Annotated in this window: 29 protein-coding genes, 3 tRNA genes and 1 pseudogene; 14 read left to right on the top strand and 19 right to left on the bottom strand. The window is 62.6% G+C overall.

What is annotated here, in order from left to right; all coding sequences use genetic code 11:
• Positions 1 to 77: pseudogene (locus tag LB525_RS26540) on the bottom strand (elongation factor Tu); the annotation flags it as partial.
• Between the two features lie 228 nt (positions 78 to 305).
• On the opposite strand from LB525_RS26540, the gene LB525_RS26535 reads away from it, so the two are divergent.
• Positions 306 to 1,193, top strand: a complete 888-nt coding sequence (locus LB525_RS26535) for a DMT family transporter (RefSeq protein ID WP_140842891.1) — start codon at positions 306 to 308, stop codon at positions 1,191 to 1,193.
• Positions 1,194 to 1,264: 71 nt separating this feature from the next.
• Here the strand turns inward: LB525_RS26535 and LB525_RS26530 are convergent, their stop codons facing one another.
• Positions 1,265 to 1,522, bottom strand: coding sequence for a GlsB/YeaQ/YmgE family stress response membrane protein (locus tag LB525_RS26530; RefSeq protein ID WP_224532368.1), 258 nt, complete (start codon positions 1,520 to 1,522; stop codon positions 1,265 to 1,267).
• Between the two features lie 130 nt (positions 1,523 to 1,652).
• Between LB525_RS26530 and LB525_RS26525 the strand changes: the two genes are divergently transcribed.
• Positions 1,653 to 2,108 (top strand): YidB family protein, encoded by a 456-nt coding sequence (locus LB525_RS26525; protein WP_224549114.1) that lies wholly within the window; start codon positions 1,653 to 1,655, stop codon positions 2,106 to 2,108.
• A 71-nt stretch (positions 2,109 to 2,179) separates the two neighbouring features.
• On the opposite strand, the gene LB525_RS26520 is transcribed toward LB525_RS26525, so the two are convergent.
• Both LB525_RS26520 and LB525_RS26515 read right to left on the bottom strand, forming a co-directional pair.
• A tRNA-Gly gene (locus tag LB525_RS26520) sits at positions 2,180 to 2,253 on the bottom strand.
• A gap of 88 nt (positions 2,254 to 2,341) precedes the next feature.
• Positions 2,342 to 2,426, bottom strand: a tRNA-Tyr gene (locus LB525_RS26515).
• Between the two features lie 199 nt (positions 2,427 to 2,625).
• Here LB525_RS26515 and LB525_RS26510 point away from each other — a divergent pair.
• Positions 2,626 to 3,486 carry a TrmH family RNA methyltransferase gene (locus LB525_RS26510; RefSeq protein ID WP_224549112.1) on the top strand — a complete coding sequence of 287 codons (861 nt, stop codon included), beginning with the start codon at positions 2,626 to 2,628 and terminating at the stop codon, positions 3,484 to 3,486.
• A gap of 138 nt (positions 3,487 to 3,624) precedes the next feature.
• On the opposite strand, the gene LB525_RS26505 is transcribed toward LB525_RS26510, so the two are convergent.
• The 3 genes from LB525_RS26505 to gcl form a co-directional block, all read right to left on the bottom strand.
• Positions 3,625 to 4,509, bottom strand: coding sequence for a 2-hydroxy-3-oxopropionate reductase (locus tag LB525_RS26505; protein WP_224549110.1), 885 nt, complete (start codon positions 4,507 to 4,509; stop codon positions 3,625 to 3,627).
• A gap of 106 nt (positions 4,510 to 4,615) precedes the next feature.
• Positions 4,616 to 5,413 (bottom strand): 2-oxo-tetronate isomerase, encoded by a 798-nt coding sequence (gene otnI / locus LB525_RS26500; protein ID WP_224549072.1) that lies wholly within the window; start codon positions 5,411 to 5,413, stop codon positions 4,616 to 4,618.
• A 28-nt stretch (positions 5,414 to 5,441) separates the two neighbouring features.
• Complete coding sequence (gene gcl / locus LB525_RS26495; RefSeq protein ID WP_224549061.1) at positions 5,442 to 7,223, bottom strand: glyoxylate carboligase; 1,782 nt, start codon at positions 7,221 to 7,223, stop codon at positions 5,442 to 5,444.
• A 204-nt stretch (positions 7,224 to 7,427) separates the two neighbouring features.
• On the opposite strand from gcl, the gene bhcR reads away from it, so the two are divergent.
• Positions 7,428 to 8,249, top strand: coding sequence for an HTH-type transcriptional regulator BhcR (gene bhcR / locus LB525_RS26490; RefSeq protein ID WP_224549059.1), 822 nt, complete (start codon positions 7,428 to 7,430; stop codon positions 8,247 to 8,249).
• 97 nt (positions 8,250 to 8,346) lie between these two features.
• On the opposite strand, the gene LB525_RS26485 is transcribed toward bhcR, so the two are convergent.
• Positions 8,347 to 8,706, bottom strand: coding sequence for a hypothetical protein (locus LB525_RS26485; RefSeq protein ID WP_224549057.1), 360 nt, complete (start codon positions 8,704 to 8,706; stop codon positions 8,347 to 8,349).
• Positions 8,707 to 8,910: 204 nt separating this feature from the next.
• Here LB525_RS26485 and LB525_RS26480 point away from each other — a divergent pair, with 204 nt between their 5' ends.
• Positions 8,911 to 9,279: a hypothetical protein gene (locus tag LB525_RS26480; protein ID WP_224549055.1), complete on the top strand. Its 369-nt coding sequence runs from the start codon at positions 8,911 to 8,913 to the stop codon at positions 9,277 to 9,279.
• A gap of 114 nt (positions 9,280 to 9,393) precedes the next feature.
• On the opposite strand, the gene LB525_RS26475 is transcribed toward LB525_RS26480, so the two are convergent.
• Together LB525_RS26475 and LB525_RS26470 are read right to left on the bottom strand one after the other, a co-directional pair.
• The gene (locus LB525_RS26475) at positions 9,394 to 9,705 is read right to left on the bottom strand and encodes a BA14K family protein (protein WP_224549053.1); all 312 of its coding nucleotides are present in this window, start codon (positions 9,703 to 9,705) and stop codon (positions 9,394 to 9,396) included.
• A gap of 205 nt (positions 9,706 to 9,910) precedes the next feature.
• The gene (locus tag LB525_RS26470) at positions 9,911 to 10,078 is read right to left on the bottom strand and encodes a hypothetical protein (RefSeq protein ID WP_140842871.1); all 168 of its coding nucleotides are present in this window, start codon (positions 10,076 to 10,078) and stop codon (positions 9,911 to 9,913) included.
• Positions 10,079 to 10,228: 150 nt separating this feature from the next.
• Here LB525_RS26470 and LB525_RS26465 point away from each other — a divergent pair.
• A tRNA-Thr gene (locus LB525_RS26465) sits at positions 10,229 to 10,304 on the top strand.
• A 75-nt stretch (positions 10,305 to 10,379) separates the two neighbouring features.
• Positions 10,380 to 10,616, top strand: coding sequence for a DUF2905 domain-containing protein (locus LB525_RS26460; protein ID WP_318012421.1), 237 nt, complete (start codon positions 10,380 to 10,382; stop codon positions 10,614 to 10,616).
• 27 nt (positions 10,617 to 10,643) lie between these two features.
• On the opposite strand, the gene LB525_RS26455 is transcribed toward LB525_RS26460, so the two are convergent.
• Positions 10,644 to 11,258: a TetR/AcrR family transcriptional regulator gene (locus LB525_RS26455; protein ID WP_224549049.1), complete on the bottom strand. Its 615-nt coding sequence runs from the start codon at positions 11,256 to 11,258 to the stop codon at positions 10,644 to 10,646.
• A gap of 93 nt (positions 11,259 to 11,351) precedes the next feature.
• Here LB525_RS26455 and LB525_RS26450 point away from each other — a divergent pair, with 93 nt between their 5' ends.
• The 5 genes from LB525_RS26450 to LB525_RS26430 are packed head-to-tail and all read left to right on the top strand — an operon-like array spanning position 11,352 to position 15,896.
• Entirely contained in the window at positions 11,352 to 12,434 is a 1,083-nt protein-coding gene (locus LB525_RS26450) for a spermidine/putrescine ABC transporter substrate-binding protein (protein ID WP_224549048.1), read from the top strand.
• Positions 12,435 to 12,442: 8 nt separating this feature from the next.
• Complete coding sequence (locus tag LB525_RS26445) at positions 12,443 to 13,288, top strand: ABC transporter permease (protein WP_224549046.1); 846 nt, start codon at positions 12,443 to 12,445, stop codon at positions 13,286 to 13,288.
• A 2-nt stretch (positions 13,289 to 13,290) separates the two neighbouring features.
• The gene (locus LB525_RS26440) at positions 13,291 to 14,073 is read left to right on the top strand and encodes an ABC transporter permease (RefSeq protein ID WP_224549044.1); all 783 of its coding nucleotides are present in this window, start codon (positions 13,291 to 13,293) and stop codon (positions 14,071 to 14,073) included.
• Positions 14,070 to 15,134 carry an ABC transporter ATP-binding protein gene (locus LB525_RS26435; RefSeq protein ID WP_224549042.1) on the top strand — a complete coding sequence of 355 codons (1,065 nt, stop codon included), beginning with the start codon at positions 14,070 to 14,072 and terminating at the stop codon, positions 15,132 to 15,134. Before LB525_RS26440 ends, LB525_RS26435 begins: the two co-directional genes overlap by 4 nt.
• A gap of 3 nt (positions 15,135 to 15,137) precedes the next feature.
• A complete protein-coding gene (locus LB525_RS26430) occupies positions 15,138 to 15,896 on the top strand; it encodes an MBL fold metallo-hydrolase (RefSeq protein WP_224549040.1) in 759 nt (252 codons plus the stop codon).
• A 20-nt stretch (positions 15,897 to 15,916) separates the two neighbouring features.
• Here LB525_RS26430 and LB525_RS26425 read toward each other — a convergent pair whose 3' ends face one another.
• The gene (locus tag LB525_RS26425) at positions 15,917 to 16,081 is read right to left on the bottom strand and encodes a hypothetical protein (protein ID WP_224532355.1); all 165 of its coding nucleotides are present in this window, start codon (positions 16,079 to 16,081) and stop codon (positions 15,917 to 15,919) included.
• A gap of 245 nt (positions 16,082 to 16,326) precedes the next feature.
• On the opposite strand from LB525_RS26425, the gene LB525_RS26420 reads away from it, so the two are divergent.
• Together LB525_RS26420 and LB525_RS26415 are read left to right on the top strand one after the other, a co-directional pair.
• A complete protein-coding gene (locus LB525_RS26420; RefSeq protein WP_140842832.1) occupies positions 16,327 to 17,100 on the top strand; it encodes an NAD kinase in 774 nt (257 codons plus the stop codon).
• 293 nt (positions 17,101 to 17,393) lie between these two features.
• Positions 17,394 to 18,935 (top strand): DEAD/DEAH box helicase, encoded by a 1,542-nt coding sequence (locus tag LB525_RS26415; RefSeq protein WP_224549038.1) that lies wholly within the window; start codon positions 17,394 to 17,396, stop codon positions 18,933 to 18,935.
• Between the two features lie 93 nt (positions 18,936 to 19,028).
• On the opposite strand, the gene LB525_RS26410 is transcribed toward LB525_RS26415, so the two are convergent.
• The 7 genes from LB525_RS26410 to LB525_RS26380 all read right to left on the bottom strand — a co-directional run bounded on the left by LB525_RS26410 (position 19,029) and on the right by LB525_RS26380 (position 26,190).
• Entirely contained in the window at positions 19,029 to 19,637 is a 609-nt protein-coding gene (locus LB525_RS26410; RefSeq protein WP_224549037.1) for a hypothetical protein, read from the bottom strand.
• A gap of 252 nt (positions 19,638 to 19,889) precedes the next feature.
• Entirely contained in the window at positions 19,890 to 20,540 is a 651-nt protein-coding gene (locus tag LB525_RS26405; protein ID WP_027170410.1) for an OmpA family protein, read from the bottom strand.
• Between the two features lie 137 nt (positions 20,541 to 20,677).
• Positions 20,678 to 21,046, bottom strand: coding sequence for a GFA family protein (locus LB525_RS26400; protein WP_095767598.1), 369 nt, complete (start codon positions 21,044 to 21,046; stop codon positions 20,678 to 20,680).
• A 320-nt stretch (positions 21,047 to 21,366) separates the two neighbouring features.
• Positions 21,367 to 21,744 (bottom strand): hypothetical protein, encoded by a 378-nt coding sequence (locus LB525_RS26395; protein WP_095767886.1) that lies wholly within the window; start codon positions 21,742 to 21,744, stop codon positions 21,367 to 21,369.
• Between the two features lie 293 nt (positions 21,745 to 22,037).
• The gene (locus LB525_RS26390) at positions 22,038 to 22,442 is read right to left on the bottom strand and encodes a GFA family protein (RefSeq protein WP_224549035.1); all 405 of its coding nucleotides are present in this window, start codon (positions 22,440 to 22,442) and stop codon (positions 22,038 to 22,040) included.
• 31 nt (positions 22,443 to 22,473) lie between these two features.
• Positions 22,474 to 23,605, bottom strand: a protein-coding gene (prfB, locus tag LB525_RS26385; RefSeq protein ID WP_224549033.1) for a peptide chain release factor 2 whose coding sequence is annotated in 2 segments (ribosomal slippage) — positions 22,474 to 23,538 and positions 23,540 to 23,605 — 1,131 coding nt in all. Because the reading frame shifts where the segments join, the coding sequence is not laid out codon by codon here.
• A gap of 128 nt (positions 23,606 to 23,733) precedes the next feature.
• Complete coding sequence (locus LB525_RS26380) at positions 23,734 to 26,190, bottom strand: penicillin-binding protein 1A (protein WP_224549031.1); 2,457 nt, start codon at positions 26,188 to 26,190, stop codon at positions 23,734 to 23,736.
• Positions 26,191 to 26,301: the final 111 nt, after the last annotated feature.

Genomic DNA, 26,301 nt, shown 5'->3' with positions numbered 1-26,301 from the left:
GTCTTGCCATGATCGACGTGACCGATCGTGCCAATGTTCACATGCGGCTTGGTGCGCTCGAATTTACCTTTTGCCATAGTCTCTTTCCTTGGACGGCCTTGACCTTCAGTTCAGTCGAATGCGGGGCGATTAGCGACAACGGCTGAAAAACACAAGTACCTTGTGGCTGAGCGGATTCTTGCTCGACCCGAACCAATGGTCGATTTCGGTGGGATATGGCGCGGATATAGGGCTGCCGCGTGTAAAATCAAAGGCTCCGGGCTGGCCCATTGCCGCCACGACGCCGCTCTGATCTTGTTCGCCGGATGCAGTTCATTCCATCCAATATCCGCGGCCCGCTGTTCATGATCGTCTCCACGGGGTCCTACCTCGTCAACGACACGATGATGAAGCTCGCCACCGTCGGATTGCCGCCCTATGAAGTTCTCCTGTTGCGGGGTGCTGCCGCCACGCTGTGGGGCGTGCCGCTGCTTCTGATGCTGGGCTATGCCAGGCAGATCCCACTGCTCTTCGAGCGCAAGGTGCTGCGCCGCAACCTGTTCGAGCTGCTGGCGATCCTGTGTTACGTCGTGGCTTTAGCCAACATGCAGATCGCGGATTCCACCGCGCTCGGGCAAGTCACGCCGCTCATCGTGCTGGTCGGCTCCTCGATGCTGTTCGGCGAAAAGATCGGCGCCACGCGCATGGCGCTGATCGGCCTTGGCTTTGTCGGGGCGCTCATGGTGGCGCAGCCGACGATGCAGGGCATTTCGGTTTATGCGCTGCTGGCGCTCGGCAACGCCGCCTTCGCGGCGGTGCGCGACCTTGCCGGGCGCAAGGTGGGCGCCGAGGTACCGGGCATGATCGTCGCCATCTCCGCGGTTGTCGTGGTGCTGGCCGGCTCAGGCGCGGCGCATCTCGTCTCCGAGCAATGGGTAATGCCCGAAGGACATCATCTGCTCCTGATCGCCGGCGCCGGCTTGTTCCTGATCTTCGGCCATTTCTTCATCTTCATGGCCTACCGGGTCGGGCCGACAAGCGCGGTCGCGCCCTTCTATTACTGCTTCACCGTCTGGGCGGTCATTTCGGGCCTGCTGGTGTTCGGGCAATTTCCTAACGCGCTCGCGGTTTGCGGCATCCTGCTGGTGCTAGCCAGCGGTCTCGCCATCGTCTCGCTCGACGAAAGAAAACGCCGGCTGGCCATGGTCGCCTGACGGCGCGCCTCCAGCCTGGGTCGACCCGGTCGGGTCGACCTTCAACAGCCTACTGGCTGTTCCCTGGCCTTCTACAGCGTGCGCTTGCCGGAAATCTGGTGATAGGCCCAAAGCACGACGATCGAGCCGATCACGGCCACGATCAGGCTCCAGATGTTGAGACCGGTGACACCCGACGAGCCGAAGGCGCTGAAGATCAACCCGCCAACGATGGCGCCGACAATGCCGAGCACGATATCCATGATCATGCCCTGGCCTGTCTTGTTGACGATCTTGCTGCCGATGAACCCGGCGATAAGGCCGAGAATGATCCAGCTGATAATGCCCATAATTCCCTCCAAAATTCCCCCGCCGCGCCATCATGGTCACATGATTGTCAAAAGCTCAAGTCAGCTTGAAATTCCGCCTGTTTGCGCCATTCTGGGGCCGGGCGGACTTGGCTGGACAAGGAGATCCATTATGGGCCTTTTCGACAATGCCGTTCCGGGCGGCAACATCACCAAACCCCTGATGATCGCGCTCGGCGCGCTTTTGGTCGGCAAGATGCTGAGCGGCAGAAGCGAGGAGGCGGCCGCGCCGCAAGCGCCGACGCCAACGCCCGCCGGAACCGACGCATCTGCCGATGGCGGCCTGCTCGGCGGCCTTGGCGGACTGCTCGACAGGCTGAAGAATGCAGGCCATGGCAACATCGCCGACTCCTGGGTCGGCACCGGGCAGAACCAGTCGATCAACGCCAACGATCTCGGCTCGGCGCTCGGCCCGGCGGTGATCCGCGAGATCGCCCAGCGCACCGGCATGAACGAGCAGGACCTGCTGCAGCAGCTCTCCACCGCGCTGCCCGGCATTGTCGACAAGCTGACGCCGAACGGCCAGATTCCTCAGCACCATCAGGTCGTTTCAGCCTTCAACAGCTAGAGAAGTGGCCTGCTAGCGCGCCGCGTGCCACGGCGCGCGGCGTTTCATTTGAGGATTCGCGAGAAGAAATCTGGAGCGGGTAGCGGGAATCGAACCCGCATATTCAGCTTGGAAGGCTGCTGCTCTACCACTGAGCTATACCCGCGCCTTGCACTGAGGTACCGGATTCACCCGAAAAGCGCCATGCAATTTTCGGTCCGAGACTTTTCGTTTCAGGGCTTCCGGGCCGGCAGTGGTGGAGAGGGTTGGATTCGAACCAACGTAGGCTAAGCCAACGGATTTACAGTCCGTCCCCTTTAACCACTCGGGCACCTCTCCAGTCTGCCGCCGGAGCCATGCAACGAGGCATTTCCGCCGATCCGGAGCCCGAGTAAGATCTTCTCCGAAATCAGCGAAGCGCCTTATGGCGGCAAGGCCGGTGGGTGTCAACCGGCGCGGCCAGGGTTTTTCGAGGATGCTCGGCATTCATTTGGCCAGCCCATATCCTTAGCCGGACGGGACGGCTATAGAGGCCGCCATGAGCGACGATAAAAGCAACAAGTCCGGCACGCGCAAGGACACCCACTACGCCAAGCTGAGGCGCGCGCATCGCGACCAGAAGGCGGGCGGGCCGCCGGCATTCCGGCCGCGCCAGCCGGTGCCGCCGGGCGAGGCTGCCGCCGACGGGCTGGTGCGGCTTTACGGCCTGCATACCGTGCGGGCTGCGCTCGACAATCCGCGGCGCAAGATCAGGACGATGCTGGTGACGCGCAACGCCGCCGAGCGGCTTTCGATCGGCAATCTTGCCGCCCTGCCCTTCAAGGCCGAGCTTGTCGAACCGAAGGACATCGACAGGATCACCGGATCGGACGCCGTGCATCAGGGCGTGCTGATCGAGGCCGAGCCGCTCAAGCCGAAGCGTCTCGACGCGCTTGGCGACACCAGGCTGGTGCTGGTGCTCGACCAGGTGACGGACCCGCACAATGTCGGCGCCATTCTGCGCTCCGCGGTTGCCTTCGGCGCCGGCGCGCTGATCACGACTGCCCGTCACAGCCCGCAGGAATCGGGCGTGCTGGCGAAATCCGCTTCCGGCGCGCTCGAGCATATCGACCAGATCGAGGTGAAGAACCTCGCCGACGCGCTGGGACAGCTGCACGAGGCCGGCTTCCAGACCATCGGGCTCGATTCGGAAGGACCGGCCGAGCTCGAAAAGACCTTCGCCGGCGAGAGGATCGCGCTGGTGCTGGGCGCGGAAGGCAAGGGCCTGCGCCAGAAAACCCGCGAGACGGTGACGGCACTGGCCCGCCTCGACATGCCCGGCGCCATCCACTCGCTCAACGTCTCGAACGCGGCGGCGGTGAGCCTTTATGCGGCGAGGAAATTCTTGGTGAGTGAGTAGTCAGTAGTGAGTAGTCAGTAGTCAGTAGTCAGTAGTTAGTAGTTAGTAGTTAGTAGTCAGTAGTCACTAGCTCGGTAAGGATCTCCTGCAAAACTACTCACTACTCACTACTCACTACTCACTAATTCCTACTCACTCCTATCCCACTTCATGCCCCGCCATCCGCTCCAGCGCCCTGACCAGCGCGGAGTGATCCTCCTTGGCGCCGCCATTGGCGGCGCAGGAATTGAAGAGCTGCTGCGTGGTCGAGGTGTTGGGCAGCGAGACGCCGAGCGCCTTGGCGCCTTCCAGCGCCAGGTTGAGGTCCTTCTGGTGCAGCTCGATGCGGAAGCCGGGCGCGAAGGTGCGCTTGATCATGCGCTCGCCATGCACTTCGAGGATGCGCGAGGCGGCGAGCCCGCCCATCAGCGCCTGCCTGACCTTGGCCGGATCGGCGCCCGCCTTCGAGGCGAAGACCAGCGCTTCGCCGACCGCTTCGATAGTCAGCGCGACGACAATCTGGTTGGCGACCTTGGTGGTCTGGCCGACCCCGTTCGGACCGACCAGCGTGATGTTCTTGCCCATTTTCTCAAACACTGGCTTGGCGCGCTCGAAGGCCTTTTCCTCGCCGCCGACCATGATGGTGAGCGAGGCCGCCTTGGCGCCGACCTCGCCGCCCGAGACCGGCGCGTCGAGGTAGTCGCAGCCGAGATCGTTGATCTTCTTGGCGAATTCCTTGGTCGCGATCGGCGAGATCGAGCTCATGTCGATGACGAGCTTGCTCTTGGTGAGACCGGAAGCGACGCCGCTCTCGCCGAACAGCACGTCGGCCACCTGGGGCGTGTCCGGAACCATGGTGATGATGATGTCGGCGGCCTTGGCCACGGCGTCGTGGCCAGAAACGGTCTTTAGGCCCCTGACGAGGAGGTCAGCGGGCGCCTTGGAGCGATGGTCGCTGGCGACGACCGCGTAGCCGGCATCGAGAAGATGGCCCGCCATCGGCGCGCCCATGATGCCGAGGCCGATGAAGCCGATGGTGTCCATGTTGTTCTCCGTCGTAATTGTCGAGGTCGCGTTCCTTCGCGCCCCCCTCTGGCCTGCCGGCCATCTCCCCCACAGGTGGGGAGATTGGCAGCTTCGCCGCAGGCTCTTAAGCCGCCGCGCTCCCCTGCCCGGCGAACTCGCGGAACCAGCCGAGCCCGGCTTCGGTGCCTGCTTTCGGCTTGTATTCGGCGCCGATCCAGCCGGAATAGCCGAGGCGGTCGATGTGGTCGTAGAGGAAGGGATAATTGATCTCGCCCGTCCCCGGCTCGTGACGGCCGGGATTGTCCGCAAGCTGGATATGCGCGATGCGGCCGAGGTTGGCTTCGATTGTACGGGCGAGATCCCCCTCCATGATCTGCATGTGGTAGATGTCGTATTGCAGGAAGATATTCTTCGAGCCGACGCGGTCGATCAGCGCCAGCGCCTGGTTGGAATAGTTCAGGAAGAAGCCGGGGATATCACGGGTGTTGATCGGCTCGATCAAGAGCCTGATGCCGGCCTGCTCCAGCTTCTCGGCCGCGAAGGCGAGGTTTTCGGCAAAGACGTTCTCCAGCACCGTACGGTCGGCGCCCTGCGGCGCGATGCCGGCAAGACAGTTGATCTGCTCGCAGCCCAGCGCATGGGCGTAGGTGATCGCCTTGGCGACGCCCTGGCGGAATTCCGGCACGCGGTCCGGCAGCACGGCAATCCCGCGTTCACCCTTCGCCCAGTCGCCGGCCGGCAGATTGAACAGAACCTGTGTCAGGCCGTTCTTCTTCAGCCGCGCCGCCACGACATCCGGGGCATGCTCATACGGGCCGATATATTCGACGCCCTTGAAGCCCGCGCGGGCAGCGGCATCGAAACGGTCAAGGAACTCGTGCTCGCCGAAGAGCATCGAAAGATTGGCTGAAAAACGCGGCATTCCTTTTTCTCCTTCTCTCCGCCAAGCCTCAATCGAGCATCATGATGGCCGTCGGCGCATCCTCGTTGCGTTCGGCAAGCTCCTCGAATTCGGTGATCTTGTCGATTTCCGTGCCCATTGAAATGTTGGTGACGCGCTCGAGGATGAATTCCAGCACCACAGGCACCTGATGCTCCTTCATCAGCCGCTGCGCCTCCTTGAAGGCACCGGCGAATTCCTCGGGCTTCTTCACACGGACCGCCTTGCAGCCCATCGCCTCGGCCACCGCGACATGATCGACGCCGTAGCCGGCCTCCGGATCGCCTGCACGGTTGACGTTCTCGAAGGCGAGGCTCACCTCGTAATCCATGGAGAAACCGCGCTGCGCCTGGCGTATCAGGCCGAGATAGGCGTTGTTCACGACGACGTGGATGTAAGGCAGCTTGTGCTGGGCGCCGACGGCCAGCTCCTCGATCATGAACTGGAAATCATAGTCGCCGGAAAGCGCGACGATGTCGCGGTCCGGATCGGCGGCGCGCACGCCGAGTGCTGCCGGCAGCGTCCAGCCGAGCGGGCCGGCCTGGCCGCAGTTGATCCAGTTGCGCGGCTTGTAGACATGCAGGAACTGCGCGCCGGCGATCTGCGACAGGCCGATCGTGGTGACATAGGTGGTGTCGCGGGCAAACGCCTTGTTCATCTCCTCATAGACGCGCTGCGGCTTCAGCGGCACCTGTTCGAAATGCGTCTTGCGCTTCATGGTCTTCTTGCGCTGCTGGCACTCCTTCGCCCAGCCCGACCAGTCGCGCAGCTTGCCGGCCGTGCGCCATTCGGTGGCGACGTCGAGCAGGATCTTCAGCGCGGCGCCCGCGTCCGAGACGAGGCCTAGATCCGGCGCGAAGACGCGGCCGATCTGCGTCGGCTCGATGTCGACATGGATGAATTTTTTCCCCTTGGTGTAGACGTCGACCGAGCCGGTATGGCGGTTGGCCCAGCGGTTGCCGATGCCGAAGACGAAATCGGCTTCAAGCATCGTCGCATTGCCGTAGCGGTGCGAGGTCTGCAGGCCGCACATGCCGGCCATCAGCCGGTGGTCGTCGGGGATCGCGCCCCAGCCCATCAGCGTCGGTATGACCGGCACGCCGGTGACTTCGGCGAACTCGATCAAGAGATCGGAAGCGTCGGCGTTGATGATGCCGCCGCCGGCCACGATCAGCGGCTTTTCAGCCTCGTTGAGCATCGCCAGCGCCTTCTCGGCCTGGGCACGCGTTATCGCCGGCTTGAAGGGAGCGAGCGGCTCATAGGCGTCGATGTCGAATTCGATCTCGGCAAGCTGCACGTCGACCGGCAGGTCGACCAGAACCGGCCCGGGCCGCGAGGAGCGCATCAGATGGAAGGCCTTCTGCAGCGTCATCGGCACCAGATAGGGTTCCATGACGGTGACGGCCCATTTGGCGACCGGCGCGGCGATCGAAGCGATGTCGACGGCCTGGAAATCCTCCTTGTTGAGGCGCGCGCGGGGAGCTTGACCAGTTATGCACAAGATCGGAATCGAATCCGCCGAGGCCGAATAGAGGCCGGTGATCATGTCGGTGCCGGCCGGACCTGAGGTGCCGATGCAGAGCCCAATATTGCCGGCCTTGGCCCGCGTATAACCTTCGGCCATGTGCGAGGCGCCTTCGACATGGCGCGCCAGCACATGGCGGATGGTGCCGCGCGCCTTCAGCGCCGAATAGAGCGGGTTGATCGCCGCGCCCGGCACGCCGAAGGCATTGGTGATGCCTTCCTTTTCGAGAACGAGAACCGCAGCGTCGACAGCGCGCATCCTGGCCATGGCAAGCCTCCATTTCGTTTGGTTGGCTTGAGAATGCCAGTGTGCGTTCGATTTTTCAATTTTTTCAGAATATTTTTTCATTTCTAGAAAACCGCTGTTATGGGCTGATTTCGCTTCACTTTTCCTTTTCCAAAAAATCGCTCATGGCCACTACTGAAAAACTTTTTCATTGCATCCGATGTCAAATCGGCGAGAATGGCCGGTATGGAAACGACGGAAAAACGCCAGCGCGGCCGGCCGCGCGCCTTCAACGGCCCATCCGAAGTGGCCTCGGTGCAGTCGCTCGACCGGGCGCTGCGGATCCTGGCCATCGTCGCCGAGGCCAGCGGCTTGTCGCTCAGCGAGATCGCGGCGCAAAGCGGCATTGCCGCCTCGACAGCCTATCGCATGCTGACGACGCTGGAAAACCACGGCATGGTCGAGTTCGATACAACCGACCAGCTCTGGTCGGTCGGCGTGGAAACCTACCGCATGGGCGCTGCCTTCCTGCGTCGCCGCAAGCTCGTCGACCGTGCCCGCATCGTCATGCAGGAATTGATGGAAAAGACCGGCGAGACCGCCAATCTCGGCGTCGCCGAGGACGATTGCGTCGTCTTCGTCAGCCAGGTCGAGACGCACCAGGCGATCCGCGCCTTCTTCCGGCCGGGCACGCGCAGCCCCTTTCATGCTTCCGGCATCGGCAAGGCGGTGCTGGCGCATCTCGAGCCAGAGCGGGTCGCCGCGATCCTGCGCAAAGCGGGCCTGCAGCGCTACACCGACAAGACGCTTTCCGACGTCTCGGCGCTTGCCCATGATCTGGCCGTTATCAAGCATCGCGGCTGGTCGGTCGACGACGAGGAGCGCCACCCCGGCATGCGCTGCGTGGCCGCCGCCATCTTCAACGAGTTCGGCGAGCCGCTCGGCGGCGTTTCGGTGTCCGGACCGACGGTGCGGGTCACGCCTGAGCGGCTGGCCGAGATCGGTCCGCTGGTGCGCGACGCCGCGGTCGAGGTGACGAAGATGATCGGCGGCGTGAAAGCCTACTAGAGCGTTTCACCGTTTCATGGAAACGGCGAACCGCTCTAGCTCTTTGTTTTGACGCAATTCCGGACGGAAAACCGCACACACTTTTCCTGGAATTGCTCTAAGACGCGCCTGGCAATGCGCTCTTTGCCGATATGTCGAAGAAATCGAGCAGGATCGCCAGCGCGACGCCACAGGCCGCGAAAATGAGGCCGGCGAGGAATATCCGACCGGCACGGTCATGAATGCTTCGCTGCAGGGATTTGATGTCGAGCAGAATGGCCAGCGCCCGGATCTGCAGCGCAATGCCGACCAGGATCGGCAGGACGGCAATCAGATGGTAGGTCTGCCATGGGATGGGGTTGGCCGCCCAATGGGTGATGAAGCCTAGCGAGAACGCCAGCAGGATGCCGACGATTGTGATGGTGCCGTTGCGGAAAACCGGTTCGACCCGTTCTTCCTTGGGATCCTGATTGTTCAAGCGACCCTCCCCTCGATTGCCGTCAAAGCCAGACTAAACGCTTGCAAAATCGCTGTACATCGTTGGTTGCCCAGCAAGGCAGGCCGGCCATACCAGGACGGACGCCGGACTTGACCGGTCTTGCCGCGGCGTCGGAATGCATGCCAAAGGGCACGGATGCGGAAAACACTTTACCTCCTATCCGCCGCTTCCCTTTGCGGATGCGTGGCGGCGGCACCGCCGGTCGAGCCCATCGCCAGCCCCAGCAGCAACCCGCTAGTCGATCCCGTCCCGATCTCGCTGGCTCTGGAGGAGATCATCACCGCCGGCGTCCGCCAGCACCTGAAGGACCCCATCGCTGCCAGATTCGGAACGATGCTCGCCGGAGAACGTACGTTGAACGGCCGCCACGAAGTGGTGGCGTGCGGCTATGTCGACGACAAGGGCTCTCCCGGCGGCAGCGAGCCATTCATCGGCAAGATCTATCCCGATGCCGGAAACAGCTTTGAACTCGTTGCGATAAATGACGTTTCAGTCATCGGCGCCTGCAAGGCGGCGGGATTGGCAATGCCGGAGCTGAAGCCCAATTCCTGAATTGCTGGAGGCCGAAACGTCGTTCGCTTCACATCAAGCCAATCAGGCGGTTGCTCAACGCAAGAAAAGGGGCTGCGGGCAGCCCCTCTTTCCAGCCGTTTGTTCAGCTCCCTCCTAGAGCCTGCAATAGCGCGGGCCGTCGTAGCTCATATAGGTGTCGGTGCGCTCGTCGTAGCTGGCGTAGCGGGCGTAGCAGCGGCGGACGTGGATCGAGTCGTAGCCATCGTCCTCGACATAGACGCTGCGGGGCTGCTGCTGGGCAAGCAGGCTGCCGAGAACGAAACCGCCGACGCCGGCGGCGATGCCGATGCCGAGCTCGCGGCGGTGATGATGGTCGTGGGCGGCCGAAGGCTGGACGGTGCCGACGAGCGAGCCGGCGGCGACGGTGGCGGCGATGAGGCCGGAAACGATGGTGCGCATGAACATGACGATCTCCTGTTTCGGTGGAGAGGCGAACCATCCGCCTCTTGATCGTCTGTCGCTGCGGCCCGGAAAAAGGTTCGAAGTATTTTTGCGATTTTTTTCGCCGGGACTGAGCGAATAGGGAGTAGCGAATAGCGAGTAGGGAAAGCGGGGATATGCTGAATGCAAATCCCCTATTCGCTATTCACTATTCGCTACTCGCTCTCTTTCACCCCATCCCCGTGACATGCCTCAGCCAGAAGGCCAGCACGATGAAGCCGATAAAGGTGGCGACGCCGGTCCAGTCGATGTTGGCCTTCTTCAGATCGCTGATGACCTTCACCAGCAGAAGCCAGGTCACGACGATGAGCGGCAGGATGATGACGAATCTGATCATGCGGCACCCGTTCGATGCGATTGCACCCGAGAACGATGTAGGAAGCGGCGCAGCGTTTTTCAGCATGCCGACCAAGCCACGGCGTCCATTGGCAACCCAAAACGGAGTTTTGTCTTTACTGGCGCACCAAATGTGCTACCGGAGCGCCGTGCCCTTGTAGCTCAGCTGGTAGAGCAGCGGTTTTGTAAACCGAAGGTCGCGGGTTCGATCCCTGCCGGGGGCACCATCCTGTAGCGGAGACGCCCGCAATGCCCTTCGAACAAACGCTGTTCGCGAGCGCACGCGGCTGAGCACGCCGGTTATGATCGCTAGTGGCGTGACGCAGACGCGGGGAAGCATGTCGCGAACCCTGATCATCGTTGGTCTCTGTTTGCTTGCCGTAGGTCTGCTATGGCCTTGGGTGGGCCGGATCGGCCTTGGCCGGCTACCGGGCGATATCGTGATCGAGCGCGAGAACTTCAGGCTCTACGTTCCCATCACCACGGGAATACTGATCAGCGTCGTGGTCTCGGCGATCCTGTGGCTGATCAACCGTTAGGGGCGCTTCGGCGGCAGCGATTTCGCTTCACACCCCAATCGCCACCACCAGCACCCTGTTCTGCCTTCGTATCGCAGCGCGCAGCTCCGGTATCTTCGCCTCGTCGCGTTTGACGAACTCGATGAACATCATGTTCATGTTGTTGAAGATCAGCTCGCCCACCGCCGGTCCGTCGATGTCGGCGCGAACAAGGCCGAGTTCCTGGAGGCGGACTATCAGCGCGCTAATCTGCCTTGTCAGTTCCCGGTCGAGGGCGGTGTAGGCCTGGCCGAAGGGGCTGTCAGGCAGTTGTGTCGAGATCGCCATCGCCTGACGCCACATCTCTTTGCTCAGATAGTTCAGCGAGTGCTCGATATAGATGCCGATCAAAGTGTCGAGCGCGTCGCCGACATTGGCGGGCGGGCTGGCCACCACCCCTCGCCCGGCGTTCAGCACCTCGTTGACTTCCATCGACACGATGGCGCCGAGGATGTCGCCCTTGTTCTGGTAGTAATTGTAGATCGTGCCGATCGAGACCTCGGCTTGCGCTGCGATCGCTTCGATCTTGGCGCCTTCGTAGCCGGCCTCGCGGAACAGCTCAGTCGCCGCATCGATGATGCGCCTGTGCCGGTCCGCCTTCTGCCGTTCGCGCAATCCGCTCATATCGGCCTCTCTGCCACAAAATCATAATTGACTCAATTTTAGAATTGGTTCAACTTTTCTTCCAACAAGCCAGCAAGGCAGGGAGAACACTCGATGACCATCACCGCCCGGACTCCGCTTTCCACCCTGAAGTCTCATCTCGCAGCCGCCAGCGCGACAGCCGCGTTGTTGCTCGCAGCCAGTGCCGCCCAGGCCGCCGATCTCAACGCGCTGATCTGGTGCGATCATTCCGATCCGGCACTGCTGCAGCCCTTCGAGGAAGCCAACAACGTCAAGGTCAACGTCAAGGAATTCGAAGGCACCGGCGCGGGGCTGGCCATCGTCGACCAGTCGCAGCCGGGCGACTGGGACGTGATGGTGATCGATTCCATCGACGTGCCGCGCGGCGTCGAGAAGGGGCTGTTCGAGCCGCTACCCGAAGACAAGCTGCCCTTCGCCGACCTCTTCCCGGAAGTGACGATGGACAAGTCGACCGTCGTCGACGGCAAGCGATACGGCATCACCGAAAAGTTCGGCTACAATACGATCGGCTTCAACAAGACCAAGGTGGATCCGGCCGACATGCAGTCGCTGGCCTCGCTCACCAGCGACAAATACAAGGGCAAGATCGCGATCTACGACTATTACCTGCCGGTGATCGGCATGGCCGCTCTGGCCATCGGCAAGAAGACCGCCGACCTCACCGAGGCCGATCTGCCTGCCCTCAAGGCTGAACTGCTCAAGATGAAGGCCAACGCCAAGCTGGTCGGCGAGGTCACAGCCAGCCAGACGGCTCTTGCCACCGGCGAGGTGGATATCTTAGTCGGCGGCGGCGAATGGGTGACGGCGGGGCTCGCCAAGGAGAACCCCGCGCTCGACTTCTCGATCCCGAAGGAAGGTGCTGTGCTCTGGTCGCAGTCGCTCGCCATGTTCAAGGATTCCAAGAACAAGGACATGGCGCTGAAATTCATCCAATACATCCTGAGTCCCGAGGGCCAGGCGCGGCTTGCCACCTCTTCCTGCTACTGGGGGATGCCGTCGAACAAGAAGGCGGCGCTGACTGATGATCAGAAGAAGATCCTGCGCTTCGACGAACAGCCCGGCTTCCTCGCCCGCGCCCAGGCCTATCCGGCGCCGAACGCCGATCTCGATAAGAAGATGCAGGATATGTGGACCGAGATGCTGCAGGCGCAGTAAACCGGCCGATGACATCAGCGGGAAACAAGTCGCGCGCCCTGCCCTGGGCGCTGGTCACGCCGGCGCTGGCATGGACATGTGCTTTCTTCGTGCTGCCCTTCATCGCCATGGGGTTTTCCAGCCTGACGGCGCATGACGGCGGCGGCTTCACTCTGGCCAATTACAGCCAGTTCTTCTCCGATCCGTCCTACTGGCGGGCGATGGTGAACTCGCTGGAGGTAACGGCGATCGTCACCGTCATCTCGATCCTGCTTGCCTATCCCTTTGCCTGGATTCTTGCCGAGATGGTGCCGGAACGCTGGCAGCGGCTGGCGCTGATGCTGGCTGTGCTGCCGTTCTGGACCTCCTATGTCGTGCGCTCCTATTCCTGGCTGCTGGTGCTGGCGCAGAACGGCGTCATCAACCGGGCGCTGACCGGCATCGGCATGATCGGCGAGCCGCTGCAGCTTGCGAACACGCGTTTCGCGACCGTCACCGGCTTCGTGCATTTTTTCGTCATGTTGTTGACGCTGACGATCTTCGCCAATCTGAAACAACTCAGCCCGAGCTACCGCAAGGCTGCCGCCGACCTCGGCGCCGGGCCGGTGCGCACCTTCCTGCATGTCGTGCTGCCGCTGACCTTGCCGGGCATCATGGTCGGCGCCTTCCTCACCTTCGTGCTTTGCATCGGCGACTACATCACGCCGCAGATCCTCGGCGGCAACAACGAGCTGGTCATGCCGCAGCTCGTCATGATGCAGATCGGCCGCCGCGGCGATTTTCCGCTGGCTTCGGCGCTGTCGATCATCCTGATGGCCGTCGTCACCATCGCCTATCCCGCCTGCGCGCGCTGGCTGAAGATCGAGCGGGCCTGACCATGCGCGTCGCCGTCCGCCTCGCCGCCTGGGTCTACGCCGTCGCGATCTACGGCTTCATCTTCCTGCCGGTGGTCGTGCTGGTGCTGTTCTCGCTGCAGGCCACGTCCTTCCCGATCCCGCCCTTCACCGGCCCGTCGCTGCGCTGGTACCAGGCGGTGCTGTCGGATGCGCGGCTCACCTCGGCGCTCCTCAATTCGCTGCTGGTGGCTGTGCTCTCCTCGCTCGCTTCGGTCACGCTCGGCTTTCTTTCCGCCTGGGGGTTCGCGCGCTTCATGCTGCCGGGCTCGGCCATCCTGCGCGGCCTGATCACACTGCCGCTGACCGTCAGCTATCTCATCATCGGCATGGGCCTGCTGGTGCTGTTCAACTGGGCCGGTGTGCCGAAATCGCTGCTCGCGGCCGGCATCGGCCATGTCGTGATCAATCTGCCGCTCTGCTTTGCCATCATCTACAGCCAGATGGGCGACCACCAGATCAACATCGAGCGCGCCGCACGCGACCTCGGCGCCGCCGAGTGGAAGGTGCTGCTCATGATCACCGTGCCGGTCATGGCGCCGGCGATCTTCGCCGGCTTCTTCCTGTCGATGACCTTCTCCTGGGATGAGTTCGTCATCTCCTTTCTGCTCACCCGCTTCGAGACGACGCTGCCCGTGGAGATCTGGAACCTGCTGCGTTCCGGCCTCAATCCCAAGACCAATGCCGTCGGCTCGCTGGTCTTTGCCGTCTCCATCGTCCTGGTGGTGCTTTTCGAGCTGACGCTGTTGCGGAGAAAGCCGGCATGAGCGCGCCCTTGGTCGATATCCGCAATGTCTCGCATCGCTTCGGCCAGCTATCGGTGCTGAAGAACGTCTCGCTGGCGATCGAGCCCGGCAGCTACACGATCCTGCTCGGACCATCCGGTTCCGGCAAGACGACGCTGCTTTCGATCCTTGGCGGCTTCGTCACGCCCAGCGAGGGCAAGGTGTTCATCCGTGGTGTGGATTGCACCGCGGTGCCGCCGGCGAAGCGCCCGACGACCACCGTCTTCCAGGACTACGCGCTGTTTCCGCATATGAGCGTCGGCGGCAATGTCGGCTTCGGGCTGCGCATGCAAGGCGTAGACGGCGCGACCCGGGCGGCGAAGGCGCGCGATGCGCTTGCCCTCGTCGGGCTGGCGGCCGCCTTCGGCAAGAAGCCGCATCAGCTCTCCGGCGGCCAGCGGCAGCGTGTAGCGCTGGCCCGCGCGCTGGTCATCGAGCCGGCGGTGCTTTTGCTCGACGAGCCGCTCGGTGCGCTCGATCTCAAATTGCGCCGGCAGATGCAGGACGAGTTGAAGGCGATCCAGAAGCGCGTCGGCACCGCCTTCATCCATGTCACGCACGACCAGGAAGAAGCGATGGCGCTGGCCGACCATTGCGTGGTGATGAATGACGGCCGCATCGAGGACGAAGGCCCGCCCGAGCGCGTCTATGCGCGGCCGGCGACGCGCTTTTCCGCCACTTTCATGGGCGAGAGCACGATCCTTGCCGGCACCGTGGCCGAGGCGAAGAACGGGATCGTCACGGCCAAGACGGCAGTGGGGCCGATTTCACTGCCAGGTGCATCGCCTGCCGGCGCCAAGGTCACGCTCGCCATCAGGCCCGAGCATATCGCCCTCGGCGAAGCGAAAGGCGATGTCGCGCTCGGCACGGCCAAGATCGGCGATCTCGTCTTCCAGGGCAGCTTCAAGCGTGTGCTGGCCATCTCGACGCTGGATCCTGCACTGCAATTTATCGCGAAGGCGCCCGCTTCCGCCACTATTCAGGCAGGCGACACGATCCTGGTTTCATGCAACGTTCAAGACATCATCCTGCTGGCGGACTGATCCATGAGCACGCTTCCGGTCATCGAGGCTCCGGACTGGTACGAAACCATCCGCATGGGCGACGACATCACGCTCATCCATGAGCCGTGGATAAAACCGTTCTTCCGCTGCAACATCTGGCATGTGCGCGGGCGCGACCGCGACCTGTTGTTCGACACCGGCCTTGGCCATTTCAGCCTGAAACGCCATGTGCCGCTGGTGAGCGAGCGCAAGCTTACCTGCGTCGCCAGCCACACGCATTTCGATCATATCGGCTGCCATCACGAATTCCCGGACCGCTGCGTGCATTCGGCCGAAGCGGCAATCCTTGCCGATCCGCGCAATGAATGGACGGTGGCGGACCGCTACGCCAATGAGGAGATGTTCGACGGTGCGCCTGAAGGCTGGGATACGGCGCGCTACCGCATCCTGCCCGCGCCGGCGGGCCGGCTGCTCGAGCTTGGCGACGTGATCGACCTCGGCGACCGCGCCTTCATGGTCATCCACACGCCTGGACACTCGCCCGGTGGGATCGCGCTTTATGAGAAAAAGACCGGCATCCTGCTGTCGGGCGACATAGTTTATGACGGGCCGCTGATCGACGACGTCTATCACTCCGACATCGATGACTATGTCGGGACCCTGCTTTCCATGCGCGAGCTCAACGTCTCGGTCGTGCATGGCGGCCATTTCCCGAGCTTCGGCAAGGTGCGCTACAGGCAACTCATCGACGAATATGTCGCGGGCAAGCGCAAGGCCGGGTGCCACTTGCAGAGCGGCTGAGCGATCAGGGGAAGCGAAGCCTACAGCGCCCTTTGCGGGCAAAGTGTTCCCGTGGCGTCGCCGCAGCGGGAAGCTGTCGGCTGCGGCCGCTGGCTCATCTCTTCGGAATGACGCACCAGCTCGGCGAACATCAGCGCGAAACTTCCCATCATCAGGAAGACTATGATCAGACGCGTTACCGGCAATAGACAGGTCTCTCGACTGGCTAGCCCCCGCCAACCCATCCACTGTCGGCTAACATGATCGATCCGGCTTTACGAGTGTTTAAGCTTCGCCTTAACCATAGCAGCCATCACATTCATGTCGCGGCTGTCACGAAGCGCGATTATCGGGTGTGACCGCCAGCCGGCGCAGCGCCCTTCACAGACGTGGGCGCCGCATGCTACGCCGTCGCCGGCGCGGCCCCGCAGACGGTCGCCCTCCGGGAGCCATGAGCAAAGCCGCCAGCCGTTTCGCCTTCGTTTCTTCCGACACCGACGACGCCCGCGCGGCCTTGGAAAGCCTGTCCGCGCGCTATGGACAGGTGCCTGTCGCGGATGCCGAGATCATCATCGCGCTCGGCGGCGACGGCTTTCTTCTGCAGACGCTGCGCGAGACGATGAGCACGGGCAAGAAGGTCTACGGCATGAACCGTGGCACCATCGGCTTCCTGATGAACGAATATCGCGCCGGCGGCCTCGAGGAACGCATCGCCAACGCCGTCTCCGAGACGATCCGGCCACTGGAAATGGTGGCCGTGACGCATGACGGCGAAACGATTTCGGCGCCGGCCATCAACGAGGTGGCGCTGTGGCGCCAATCCTACCAGACGGCGAAGATCCGCATCACCGTCGACGGCCAGGTGCGGCTGGAGGAGCTGAACTGCGACGGCGTGATGATCGCGACGCCCGCCGGTTCCACTGCCTACAATCTGTCGGCGCATGGGCCGATCCTGCCGCTCGATGCGCCGCTTCTGGCGCTGACGCCGGTCAGTCCTTTCCGGCCGCGCCGCTGGCGCGGGGCGCTGCTGTCCAACAAGGCGACCGTGCGCTTCGACATCCTGGAAGCCGAAAAGCGCCCGGTGAATGCCGCGGCCGATCATACCGAGGTCAAGGCAGTGGCCTCCGTCACCGTGCGGGAATCGCCGACGGCGACGGCAACTTTGCTGTTCGATCCGAACCATTCCTGGAACGAGCGTATCCTTGCCGAGCAGTTCCGCTACTGAGCCGGCGCAAGGATATTGTTTCGATCAATGCATATCGCCCAAAAGCGCGCAGCGGTTTTGGGCGATACGGCGTGATCAAGCAAAGACATAAAGCGCGAAGCCTCAAACCGTTTCAGCGCGACGCGCTTTAAGCATCGCGATTAAGGTTACGGCTTCACAATCGCTGTATTTCGGTCCGTTTCTGTTGACAAATCGAGGGCTTGCGCCTAACTGCAACACCGATCTTGCAGGCGCGCGGCGCCTGCCGCGGCTACTGTGTCGCGATTTTCCCAACCAACAAAGACAACAAACACTTGTCCTCAGACACCACGATCGCTCAAGAAGCGTTGACATTCTCAGACCTCGGCTTGTCGCCGAAGGTTCTCTCCGCCGTCACCGATGCCGGCTACACCACGCCGACGCCGATCCAGGCCGGCGCCATCCCGCATGCGCTGCTCGGCAAGGACGTGCTGGGTATCGCCCAGACCGGCACCGGCAAGACCGCTTCGTTCGTGCTGCCGATGCTGACGCGCCTGGAAAAGGGCCGGGCCCGAGCCCGCATGCCGCGCACGCTGATCCTCGAACCGACCCGTGAGCTCGCCGCGCAGGTCGAGGAAAACTTCATCAAATACGGCAAGAACCACAAGCTCAATATCGCGCTGCTGATCGGAGGCGTCTCCTTCGACGAACAGGACAAGAAGCTCGAGCGCGGCGCCGACGTGCTGATCGCGACGCCCGGCCGCCTGCTCGACCACCGCGAGCGCGGCAAGCTTCTGCTCAACGGCGTCGAGATCCTCGTCATCGACGAGGCCGACCGCATGCTCGACATGGGCTTCATTCCCGATATCGAGCGCATCTGCGAGATGATCCCGTTCACGCGCCAGACGCTGTTCTTCTCGGCGACGATGCCGCCGGAGATCACCAAGCTCACCGAGAAGTTCCTGCACGCGCCGGTGCGCGTCGAGGTTTCGAAGGCCGCCTCCACGGCGACCAGCATCACGCAGCGGCTGGTCAAGTCCGGCTCAAAACCCTGGGAAAAACGCGAGACGCTGCGCGACCTGATCAAGGCCGAAGACGCCGATCTGAAGAACGCCATCATCTTCTGCAACCGCAAGGTCGAGGTGTCGGAGCTGTTCCGCTCGCTGTTGAAGCATGATTTCGATGCCGGCGCGCTGCATGGCGACATGGACCAGCGCGCCCGCATGCAGATGCTCGCCAATTTCCGCGACGGCAAGCTGCGCTACCTCGTTGCCTCGGACGTCGCAGCGCGCGGTCTCGACATTCCCGATGTCAGCCATGTCTTCAATTATGACGTGCCCATCCACGCCGAGGATTACGTCCACCGCATCGGCCGCACCGGCCGCGCCGGACGCGCCGGCAAGTCCTTCACCATCGCGACCCGCTCCGACACCAAATATGTCGACGCCATCGAGAGGCTGATCGGCACCAAGATCGAGTGGCATGACGGCGACCTGTCGACCGTGACCGAGAGCGAGGGCGAGGAGCAGCCGCGCCGCGGCCGCGGCGCCCCGCGTCGCGCCGGCCGCAAGGACGAGGACCGCAAGGATCGGGGCGAGCGCAAGAAGGACCGTCCCGCCAAGCGCGACGAGACGCCCGATGCCGCGCGTGAGGAACAGCCTGTCGCCGAAGTGGCCGACATCGCCGAACGCCGCGCCCGCAAGGACGCGATCCGTTCCGAGAACGAGCGCAAGGGTCCTGGCAGCCGTCACGAGCAGCGCGGCGACGCCCGTCCGCAGCGCGACCGCCCCGGCCGCCATCGTCAGGAAGAAGACGACGCAACCGTCGGCTTCGGCGACGACGTGCCGGCCTTCATGCGGATCGTCGCGAAGGTCTGAAGCCGATATCAGCGTAGCCTGAATTGAAAACGGCCCCACACGGGGCCGTTTCGTTTTTGGCTTCGCCTGGAACAATTCAGCCAAAGGCGATGCCTACATCGGACCCGGCATCATCTTGGTCGGCTTCTCAAGCATCGGGAACTCGGCCTTGCTGCATTTCACGTTCGGGTTCGTTGGGCTGAACATGCCGTTCGGATTGTCCCTGAACAGCCATGCATGCAGGTCGTAATGGACGAACTCCCTCGGAATGAGCGGGTAGTGGCCTTCCATCGGCCCCATGAATTTCTGCCCGAACAGCATCGGCACCTCCTTGGTGTCCGGCGTCAGCGGCACCAGCCATTCCACCCCGACCAGCTTCAAGCCTTTCTTGGTCGGCTCGTAGATCAGGACGTTGGGCTTCATCGGGTCGAGCGGCTTGCCGACGCTCGGAACGTTGACGAAATGGATGCCCATCGCGCCCTTCTGATAGTACATAGCGCCGTCTATCTTCTCGCCGCCATAGTGGATGCAGCCGACGGTCGACAAATAAAGGTCGCGAACAGCGGCGGTGTAATCTTCGTACTTGGCCAGCGATTTCTTCAAGGCTTCGATGTCGGCCTTGTTGGCGTCCTCGGCCCGGGCCGAAGCGAGCCCGAACGATGTGCCGATAAGACATGTCAAAACGAGGACGCCGCAGCGCCCCAAGCGAGCTGTTCTTGTCATGCATTCCTCCCAGATTCTCTTGATCTGGCCGTGCAAGACCGGGGCGGTAGATGTTGATTGCGCGGCCGATTGACCGCCCCATCCCCTCTGGAACAGCAGAATGTTAGTCCTTTCCCTGGTTCTGGAAAAGCATTAATTAGAACAAACTAATGTCCTAAGGCCTTCGAACCCATCTTTGGGCTATTTCAAACAAAAACGGCCCCTTTCGGAGCCGTTTGTCTTGATGGAATTGCGCCTCTGCGCGCCGTTTTCTCAGGTGAGCGGCGACAGCTGGATTTCGACGCGGCGGTTCTGCTCGCGGCCGGCGGCGGTCGCATTGGATGCGATCGGGCGGGTCTTGCCGAAGCCGGTGACGGCGAAGCGGCGCTGATCGACGCCCTGGCCGGACAGGTAGTTTGCGACGGCAAGCGCGCGACGCTGCGACAGGTCGAAATTGTGCTCGTCGCCGCCGGTCGAATCGGTGTGGCCGAACACGTCCACAGTGGTCTGGCGGAATTTCTTCAGCACCAGCGCGACCGAATTCAGCACCGGATAGAAGCCCGGCTTCACCGCGTCCTGGTCGACATTGAAGGTGATGTCGGACGGCATGTTGAGGATGATCTGGTCGCCGCTGCGGGTGACGCTGACGCCGGTGCCCTGCAATTGACGGCGAAGCTCGGCCTCGTTTTGGTCCATCGTCGCGCCGATCGCGCCGCCGGCGAGCGCGCCGATGCCGGCGCCGATCAACGCGTTGCGGCGGTCGTTGCCACCGGCCAGCAGGCCAAGGCTGGCGCCTGCCAGGGCGCCGAGGCCGGCACCGGCCGCCGTGTTGGAGATCTTCTGGTCGCCGGTATACGGATCGGTGGTGGTGCAGGCGCTCACCAATAGAGCCGTCGCCACGGCGACGAGCACAGTCTTCTTCATAAGATTGGTCCCTCTCCAATTCGCGGCCTTTGCGACCGCGCCAAATCAGCCCTTCCGCAGCCTTGTAGCATGAAATGCGGCGAAAAACGGAACGGGAATGCCGCCGGTAAAGTCCGGCGGTGGCTCCCGTGTCGGCTCTACCACAAATTCTTGCCGTCGATGACCACCACCTCGACCTTGTCCAGATCGAAATCATCGAACAGGCGCGAATTGACGCTGATCTTCGGGTTGTCGAAATCCGGCTCTCCGGTCGACCAATCAGGCGTCTCGGTGAAGGTGCCGCAGCCGCAAATGGCGCAGAAACCATGCTTCACCGTCTTTGAGCCCCAGCGATAGAAGGAGACATTCTCCGGCGGGCTCGTCAGCTTGAATTGCGACGGCACATAATAGGCCCATAACGAGCCCCGCTTCGAGCAGAACGAGCATGTGCATTGCGTCACCGTCCGCGGCGCCTCGGCAACCTCGAAGGTTGTCGCTTTGCAGTGACAGCTTCCCCTGATGGTCATGGACTCAACCTCTCCGTTGTCCGCCGCGCCCTTAGTTTCACACAATTCCGGAGGAAAAACCGCTACGCAATTTTCCTGGAATTGCTCGTCCTGGGTGCACGCAATTCCGGACGGAAAACCGCTACGCACTTTTCCTGGAATTGCGCACTTTGGATTCACGCAATTCCGGACGGAAAACCGCTACGCACTTTTCCTGGAATTGCTCGGTGCAAGGCAACATAAAGAAACCGTCCTGACAACCGTCTGTCAGCAAGGTCGGCAGCCTTCTCCTGCCGTGGATCGAGCCCCAGCGCCTCGCCTTCCGCGGCAGGTTCGGAGCCCTAGTAAGAGGGAGGCGGCACGAACAGGCAGATGGTCTTGCCGGCGTCGAGCCCGGCCTGGTGCGCGCACCAATGGTACTCGCCGTCGGGCGAATTCTTGACCCGCTTGTCGGCATAAGCCACCACCTCGCCCGTACCTTTTATGACGTAGCCCTCGGGCCGCTCGCTAATCGATGACTGCGGCACCTCCTTGCAATCGTAGTTGGCACAACAGGCAAAGGGATATTTCCAGCCTTGCGGCATGGCAGCCGTGGGCTGGGCATCGTGCGCAGCAGCCGGCGGCGCCAGCGCCGCGATCGCTCCAACGGCGAACAGGGAGAACAAAAGTCGGCCAGCCGGTCGAACGGCTTGGGCCGATCTTGATATGGCAGCAGACATCGAAGCGTTCCTTTCGAGCATCAAGCGTTTTCGCTTGCCCGTTCCCGGAACGTGTCTTCCCAGTGGCCGGATCGTCGGTCGCAGATATGCCGCATCCGGCCATAAATGCTTTTTACCCAGCCCGAAGGCTGGGCTGATTCCCTGGCTGGCGCAAGCATCCGCTTGCAACGGCAATGCCGCGTTTCACGCCAACCTCTGCTATCCAGAATCGTGCGTCGGCTTGGTTAATGAGCGGTTAGCCGCGCGGATCTGGTGCCCGACAACGAGATTCGGCTCAAGCTGGTTCCAGACGTTCAGTCGGGAACATGCTCATCATACTGCGGCAGGTCGTCGGCGATTGTGAACCACTTCGCCTTGGACCCGACAAAAATGTGCGCGCTCGGCCGTATCGTCGGCTCGTCGACCAGCGTGCCCATGGCGACATGCACGTAGGCGCCGTCGCGGACCAATGAATAGAGGAGCGAGCCGCATCGCCCGCAATGCGCGTCGTGGCCGTTCAAGTCGCCGAAGATCAGCAGCCCGCCCTCGCCCGCGATGAGACGGAACTTGTCGCGCTCGATGCCGGCGAACGGCTTGAACGCGGAGCCTGTCGTGCGCCGGCAGTTCGAGCAATGGCAGTTCGCCGCATAAACGAATTCGTCCGCAACCTCATAGTGGACGGCGCCGCAGAAGCATTTTCCCGCAAGTACCGTAGACACCGGCTTCCTCCGCTCCTGCAACGGGTGCGTACTAGTCGAGGTCCGCCACCGCTTCGCCTGCGCCGCCCTCGATGCGATGCGAGAGCGAGGCTTCCATGAATTCGTCAAGGTCGCCGTCGAGCACGCTCGAAGGCGAGGTGCTTTCGACGCCGGTGCGCAGATCCTTCACAAGCTGGTAGGGCTGCAGCACGTAGGAGCGGATCTGGTGGCCCCAGCCGATATCGCTCTTCGACGCCTCGGTGGCATTGGCGACCGCCTCGCGCTTCTTCAGCTCTTCCTCGTAAAGCCGCGAGCGCAGCATTTCCCAAGCCTTGGCGCGGTTCTTGTGCTGCGAGCGCTCGGCCTGGCAGGCGACCGCTATGCCGGTCGCCAGATGGGTGATGCGCACCGCCGAGTCGGTGGTGTTGACGTGCTGGCCGCCCGAACCCGAGGAACGATAGGTGTCGATGCGCACGTCGGATTCGGAAACATTGATCTCGATCGAGTCGTCGATAACCGGATAGACCCAGACGCTGGCGAAGGAGGTGTGGCGCCGCGCGTTGCTGTCATAGGGCGAAATGCGCACCAGGCGATGGACGCCGGACTCCGTCTTAAGCCAGCCATAGGCGTTGTGGCCCTTGATCATCACGGTGGCGGATTTGATGCCCGCTTCTTCGCCGTCATGGACTTCCAGCACCTCGACCTTAAAGCGGCGGCGCTCGGCCCAGCGCGTGTACATGCGCAGCAGCATCGAGGCCCAGTCCTGGCTCTCGGTGCCGCCGGCGCCGGCATGGATTTCGAGATAGGTGTCGTTGGCGTCGGCCTCGCCCGACAGCAGCGTTTCGACCTGGCGCGCCTTCGCCTCGCCCTGCATCGAACGCAGCGCCGCCTCCGCTTCCGCGATGATGCCGTCGTCGCCCTCTTCCTCGCCGAGCTCAATCAGCCCGATGTTGTCTTCCAGCGCCTGCGTCATCCCCTTGACGGCAGCGATGCCGTCCTCGAGCTCCTGGCGCTCCCGCATCAGCTTCTGCGCTTCGATGGGATCATTCCAGAGGCTGGACTCCTCGGCGCGCGAATTCAGGTATTCAAGCCGCTTTACAGCCTGATCCCAGTCAAAGATGCCTCCTCAGCAGGGTTATCGCCTGCCTGATCTCGTCGACGATGTTGAGCGTTTCCGCGCGCATGGCTCTTGGTTCGGTCCTGTTCTTTTCGGTCTTTTCGGAATAGGCGCGATACATAGGCACGGCATCGCTGCCTGTAAAGCGAAATGGGCCGGCACCCCCTGCCGGCCCATTGCGAAAATCCGGCAAGGTCAGTAGAGACCGCCGCCGCCGTCCTGGATGGCCTGGTTGGCCTGCGGCGACAGCGCTCCGCCCGAACCGTTCGAGCCATCCGCGCCCATGCCGATCACCCAGTAGCTGTCAGCCGGACCGGTGCCAGGCTTGAAAGCCTCGATGATGGTGTTCGGATCGCCTTCGGCGGCGCGCATGCCGGTCTTGCGGTTGATTGCGATCAGCTTCATGCCGTCGGGAACCTGGAAGTCGGTGTTCGGCTTGCCGTCGAGCGCAACGCGCATGAAATCCTTGAAGATCGGGGCCGCCAAGCCGCCGCCGGTGGCGCCGTGGCCAAGGCCGCGCGGCGTGTCGTAGCCCATATAGAGGCCGACAACGAGGTTCGGGGTGAAGCCGATGAACCAGGCGTCCTTCTCGTCATTGGTCGTGCCGGTCTTGCCGGCGATGTGGCGGCCGAGCTCGCCGATGGTGGCGCCGGTGCCGCGCTGCACGACGCCCTCCATCATCGAGGTGATCTGGTATGCCGTCATCGGGTCGAGCACCTGCTCGGAATTGTCGACCAGCTCCGGCTCGGTCTGGCTCATCCACTCAGTGGCATTGCAGCCTTCGCAGCCGCGCTCGTCCTGCTTGAACACCGTCTTGCCGTAACGGTCCTGGATGCGGTCGATCAGCGAGGGTTTGATCGATTTGCCGCCATTGGCCATGATCGAATAGGCCGACACCATGCGCATGACGGTTGTCTCGCCCGAGCCCAGCGCCATCGGCAGATAGGGCGCCAGATGATCGTAGACGCCGAAGCGCTCGGCATATTCCACGACCAGCTTCATGCCCATGTCGTTGGCCAGTCGCACGGTCATCAGATTGCGCGACTTTTCGATGCCCGAGCGCAAGGTGGCCGGGCCCGCGACCGTGCCGTCATAGTTCTTCGGCGTCCAGGTGGTGTTGCCGCTCTGGATGGTGATCGGGCCGTCCATGATCACCGAAGCCGGCGTGTAGCCATTGTCGAGCGCCGCCGAATAGACGATCGGCTTGAACGAGGAACCGGGCTGGCGCATCGCCTGTGTGGCGCGGTTGAATTCCGACTGCGCGTAAGAGAAGCCGCCGACCATGGCCAGCACGCGGCCGGTATGCGGATCCATGGCGACGAGGCCGCCTTCGACCTCCGGCACCTGGCGCAGCATGTAGGTGTTGTCGGAGCCGTCGTTCTTCTGCACGAAGATCACGTCGCCGGGCTCCAGCACTTCCGCCGGAGACTTCGCCCTGACGGACTTGCCGTTGACGAAGTGGCGCATGGCGAAGCCCATGTCCTCCTTGCTGACGGTGCCCTGGACGCGCTCCTTGACCAGATCGCCGGAAATCTGCCGCGTCGGCTGGATGCCGATGGTCAGCCCGGTTGCCGAACTGTCGAGGACGACGGCCAGCGTCCATTCCGGAACATCCTCGAGCCCCTTCACGTTGCCGAGCGGCACGCCCCAGTCGCCGGTGACGTCGATATGCGTCACCGGACCGCGATAGCCGCGCAGCATGTCGTATTTGAGCAGGCCGTTCTGCATCGCTTTGCGGGCGATAAGCTGGACATTCGGATCGAGCGTGGTGCGCACCGACAGGCCGCCCTCGTAAAGCGCATTCTCACCGTAGCGCGCGATGATCTGGCGGCGGACTTCCTCGGTGAAGTACTCGCCGGCAAAGAGGTAGGAACCGTTGCGGCGCGGCGTCACGCCGAGCGGTTCGGCCTTGGCCTTGTCGCCCTCCTCGCGGGTGACGTAGCCATTCTCGACCATCTGGTCGATGACCCAGTTGCGGCGCTCCAGGGCACGGTCGGCGTGCTTGAAGGGGTGATAGTTGTTCGGGCCCTTCGGCAATGAGGCGAGATAAGCGGCTTCCGCGACTGTCAGCTCGTTGACGGACTTGTCGAAATAGGTGAGCGCGGCGCCCGCGACGCCATAGGCGCCAAAGCCGAAGAAGATTTCGTTGAGATAGAGCTCGAGGATGCGGTCCTTCGAATAGGCCTGCTCGATGCGGAAGGCCAGGATCATCTCCTTGATCTTGCGCTCATAGGTCTGATCAGAAGAGAGCAGGAAGTTCTTCGCCACCTGCTGGGTGATCGTCGAGGCGCCGACCTGGCGCCGGCCGGAACCTAAATTCTGCAGGTTGACGACGATGGCGCGGCCAAGGCCGGTGATGTCGATGCCGGGATGGTTGTAGAAGTTCTTGTCCTCGGCCGACATGAAGGCGGCCTTGACGCGGTCCGGGATGGCCTGGATCGGCAGATAGAGACGCCGCTCGCGCGCATATTCAGCCATCAGCGCGCCGTCGGAGGCATGGATGCGCGTCGTCACCGGCGGTTCGTATTTGGCCAGAACCTCGTAGTCGGGCAGGTCCTTGGTCAGATGGCTGATATAGATGGCAAGACCGGCCGCCACCAGCAGCGCCAGCGTCGTGCCGATGCCAAAGAAATAGCCGATGAGACGAATCATGCCCGCTCCAGTCCGAGGTTCGGGAATTTCCTAAACGAAGCCGACAGTCGCGCAAGCTTCCCGGGGCGGTCCCAATCCGCAATCGAAAAACCCATGTAGCGGCCATGTGGA

This window comes from Mesorhizobium sp. CA16 (assembly GCF_020165175.1).
In the GTDB taxonomy this organism is placed as follows: domain Bacteria; phylum Pseudomonadota; class Alphaproteobacteria; order Rhizobiales; family Rhizobiaceae; genus Mesorhizobium.
The sequence above is the reverse complement of the archived record's forward strand: the minus strand, read 5'-3'. Positions and strand labels throughout refer to the sequence as shown.

Excerpts from the sequence above, each read along its gene's own strand:
- LB525_RS26430 (WP_224549040.1), top strand. The coding sequence starts at position 15,138 with ATGAGCACGCTTCCGGTCATCGAGGCTCCGGACTGGTACGAAACCATC.
- LB525_RS26380 (WP_224549031.1), bottom strand. The coding sequence starts at position 26,190 with ATGATTCGTCTCATCGGCTATTTCTTTGGCATCGGCACGACGCTGGCG.
- bhcR (WP_224549059.1), top strand. The coding sequence starts at position 7,428 with ATGGAAACGACGGAAAAACGCCAGCGCGGCCGGCCGCGCGCCTTCAAC.
- LB525_RS26435 (WP_224549042.1), top strand. The coding sequence starts at position 14,070 with ATGAGCGCGCCCTTGGTCGATATCCGCAATGTCTCGCATCGCTTCGGC.
- otnI (WP_224549072.1), bottom strand. The coding sequence starts at position 5,413 with ATGCCGCGTTTTTCAGCCAATCTTTCGATGCTCTTCGGCGAGCACGAG.
- LB525_RS26400 (WP_095767598.1), bottom strand. The coding sequence starts at position 21,046 with ATGACCATCAGGGGAAGCTGTCACTGCAAAGCGACAACCTTCGAGGTT.
- LB525_RS26410 (WP_224549037.1), bottom strand. The coding sequence starts at position 19,637 with ATGACAAGAACAGCTCGCTTGGGGCGCTGCGGCGTCCTCGTTTTGACA.
- LB525_RS26450 (WP_224549048.1), top strand. The coding sequence starts at position 11,352 with ATGACCATCACCGCCCGGACTCCGCTTTCCACCCTGAAGTCTCATCTC.
- LB525_RS26475 (WP_224549053.1), bottom strand. The coding sequence starts at position 9,705 with ATGTTCATGCGCACCATCGTTTCCGGCCTCATCGCCGCCACCGTCGCC.
- LB525_RS26470 (WP_140842871.1), bottom strand. The coding sequence starts at position 10,078 with ATGATCAGATTCGTCATCATCCTGCCGCTCATCGTCGTGACCTGGCTT.
- LB525_RS26445 (WP_224549046.1), top strand. The coding sequence starts at position 12,443 with ATGACATCAGCGGGAAACAAGTCGCGCGCCCTGCCCTGGGCGCTGGTC.
- LB525_RS26455 (WP_224549049.1), bottom strand. The coding sequence starts at position 11,258 with ATGAGCGGATTGCGCGAACGGCAGAAGGCGGACCGGCACAGGCGCATC.
- LB525_RS26405 (WP_027170410.1), bottom strand. The coding sequence starts at position 20,540 with ATGAAGAAGACTGTGCTCGTCGCCGTGGCGACGGCTCTATTGGTGAGC.
- LB525_RS26505 (WP_224549110.1), bottom strand. The coding sequence starts at position 4,509 with ATGGACACCATCGGCTTCATCGGCCTCGGCATCATGGGCGCGCCGATG.
- LB525_RS26530 (WP_224532368.1), bottom strand. The coding sequence starts at position 1,522 with ATGGGCATTATCAGCTGGATCATTCTCGGCCTTATCGCCGGGTTCATC.
- LB525_RS26460 (WP_318012421.1), top strand. The coding sequence starts at position 10,380 with ATGATCGCTAGTGGCGTGACGCAGACGCGGGGAAGCATGTCGCGAACC.
- LB525_RS26420 (WP_140842832.1), top strand. The coding sequence starts at position 16,327 with ATGAGCAAAGCCGCCAGCCGTTTCGCCTTCGTTTCTTCCGACACCGAC.
- gcl (WP_224549061.1), bottom strand. The coding sequence starts at position 7,223 with ATGGCCAGGATGCGCGCTGTCGACGCTGCGGTTCTCGTTCTCGAAAAG.
- LB525_RS26440 (WP_224549044.1), top strand. The coding sequence starts at position 13,291 with ATGCGCGTCGCCGTCCGCCTCGCCGCCTGGGTCTACGCCGTCGCGATC.
- LB525_RS26525 (WP_224549114.1), top strand. The coding sequence starts at position 1,653 with ATGGGCCTTTTCGACAATGCCGTTCCGGGCGGCAACATCACCAAACCC.
- LB525_RS26535 (WP_140842891.1), top strand. The coding sequence starts at position 306 with ATGCAGTTCATTCCATCCAATATCCGCGGCCCGCTGTTCATGATCGTC.
- LB525_RS26510 (WP_224549112.1), top strand. The coding sequence starts at position 2,626 with ATGAGCGACGATAAAAGCAACAAGTCCGGCACGCGCAAGGACACCCAC.
- LB525_RS26395 (WP_095767886.1), bottom strand. The coding sequence starts at position 21,744 with ATGTCTGCTGCCATATCAAGATCGGCCCAAGCCGTTCGACCGGCTGGC.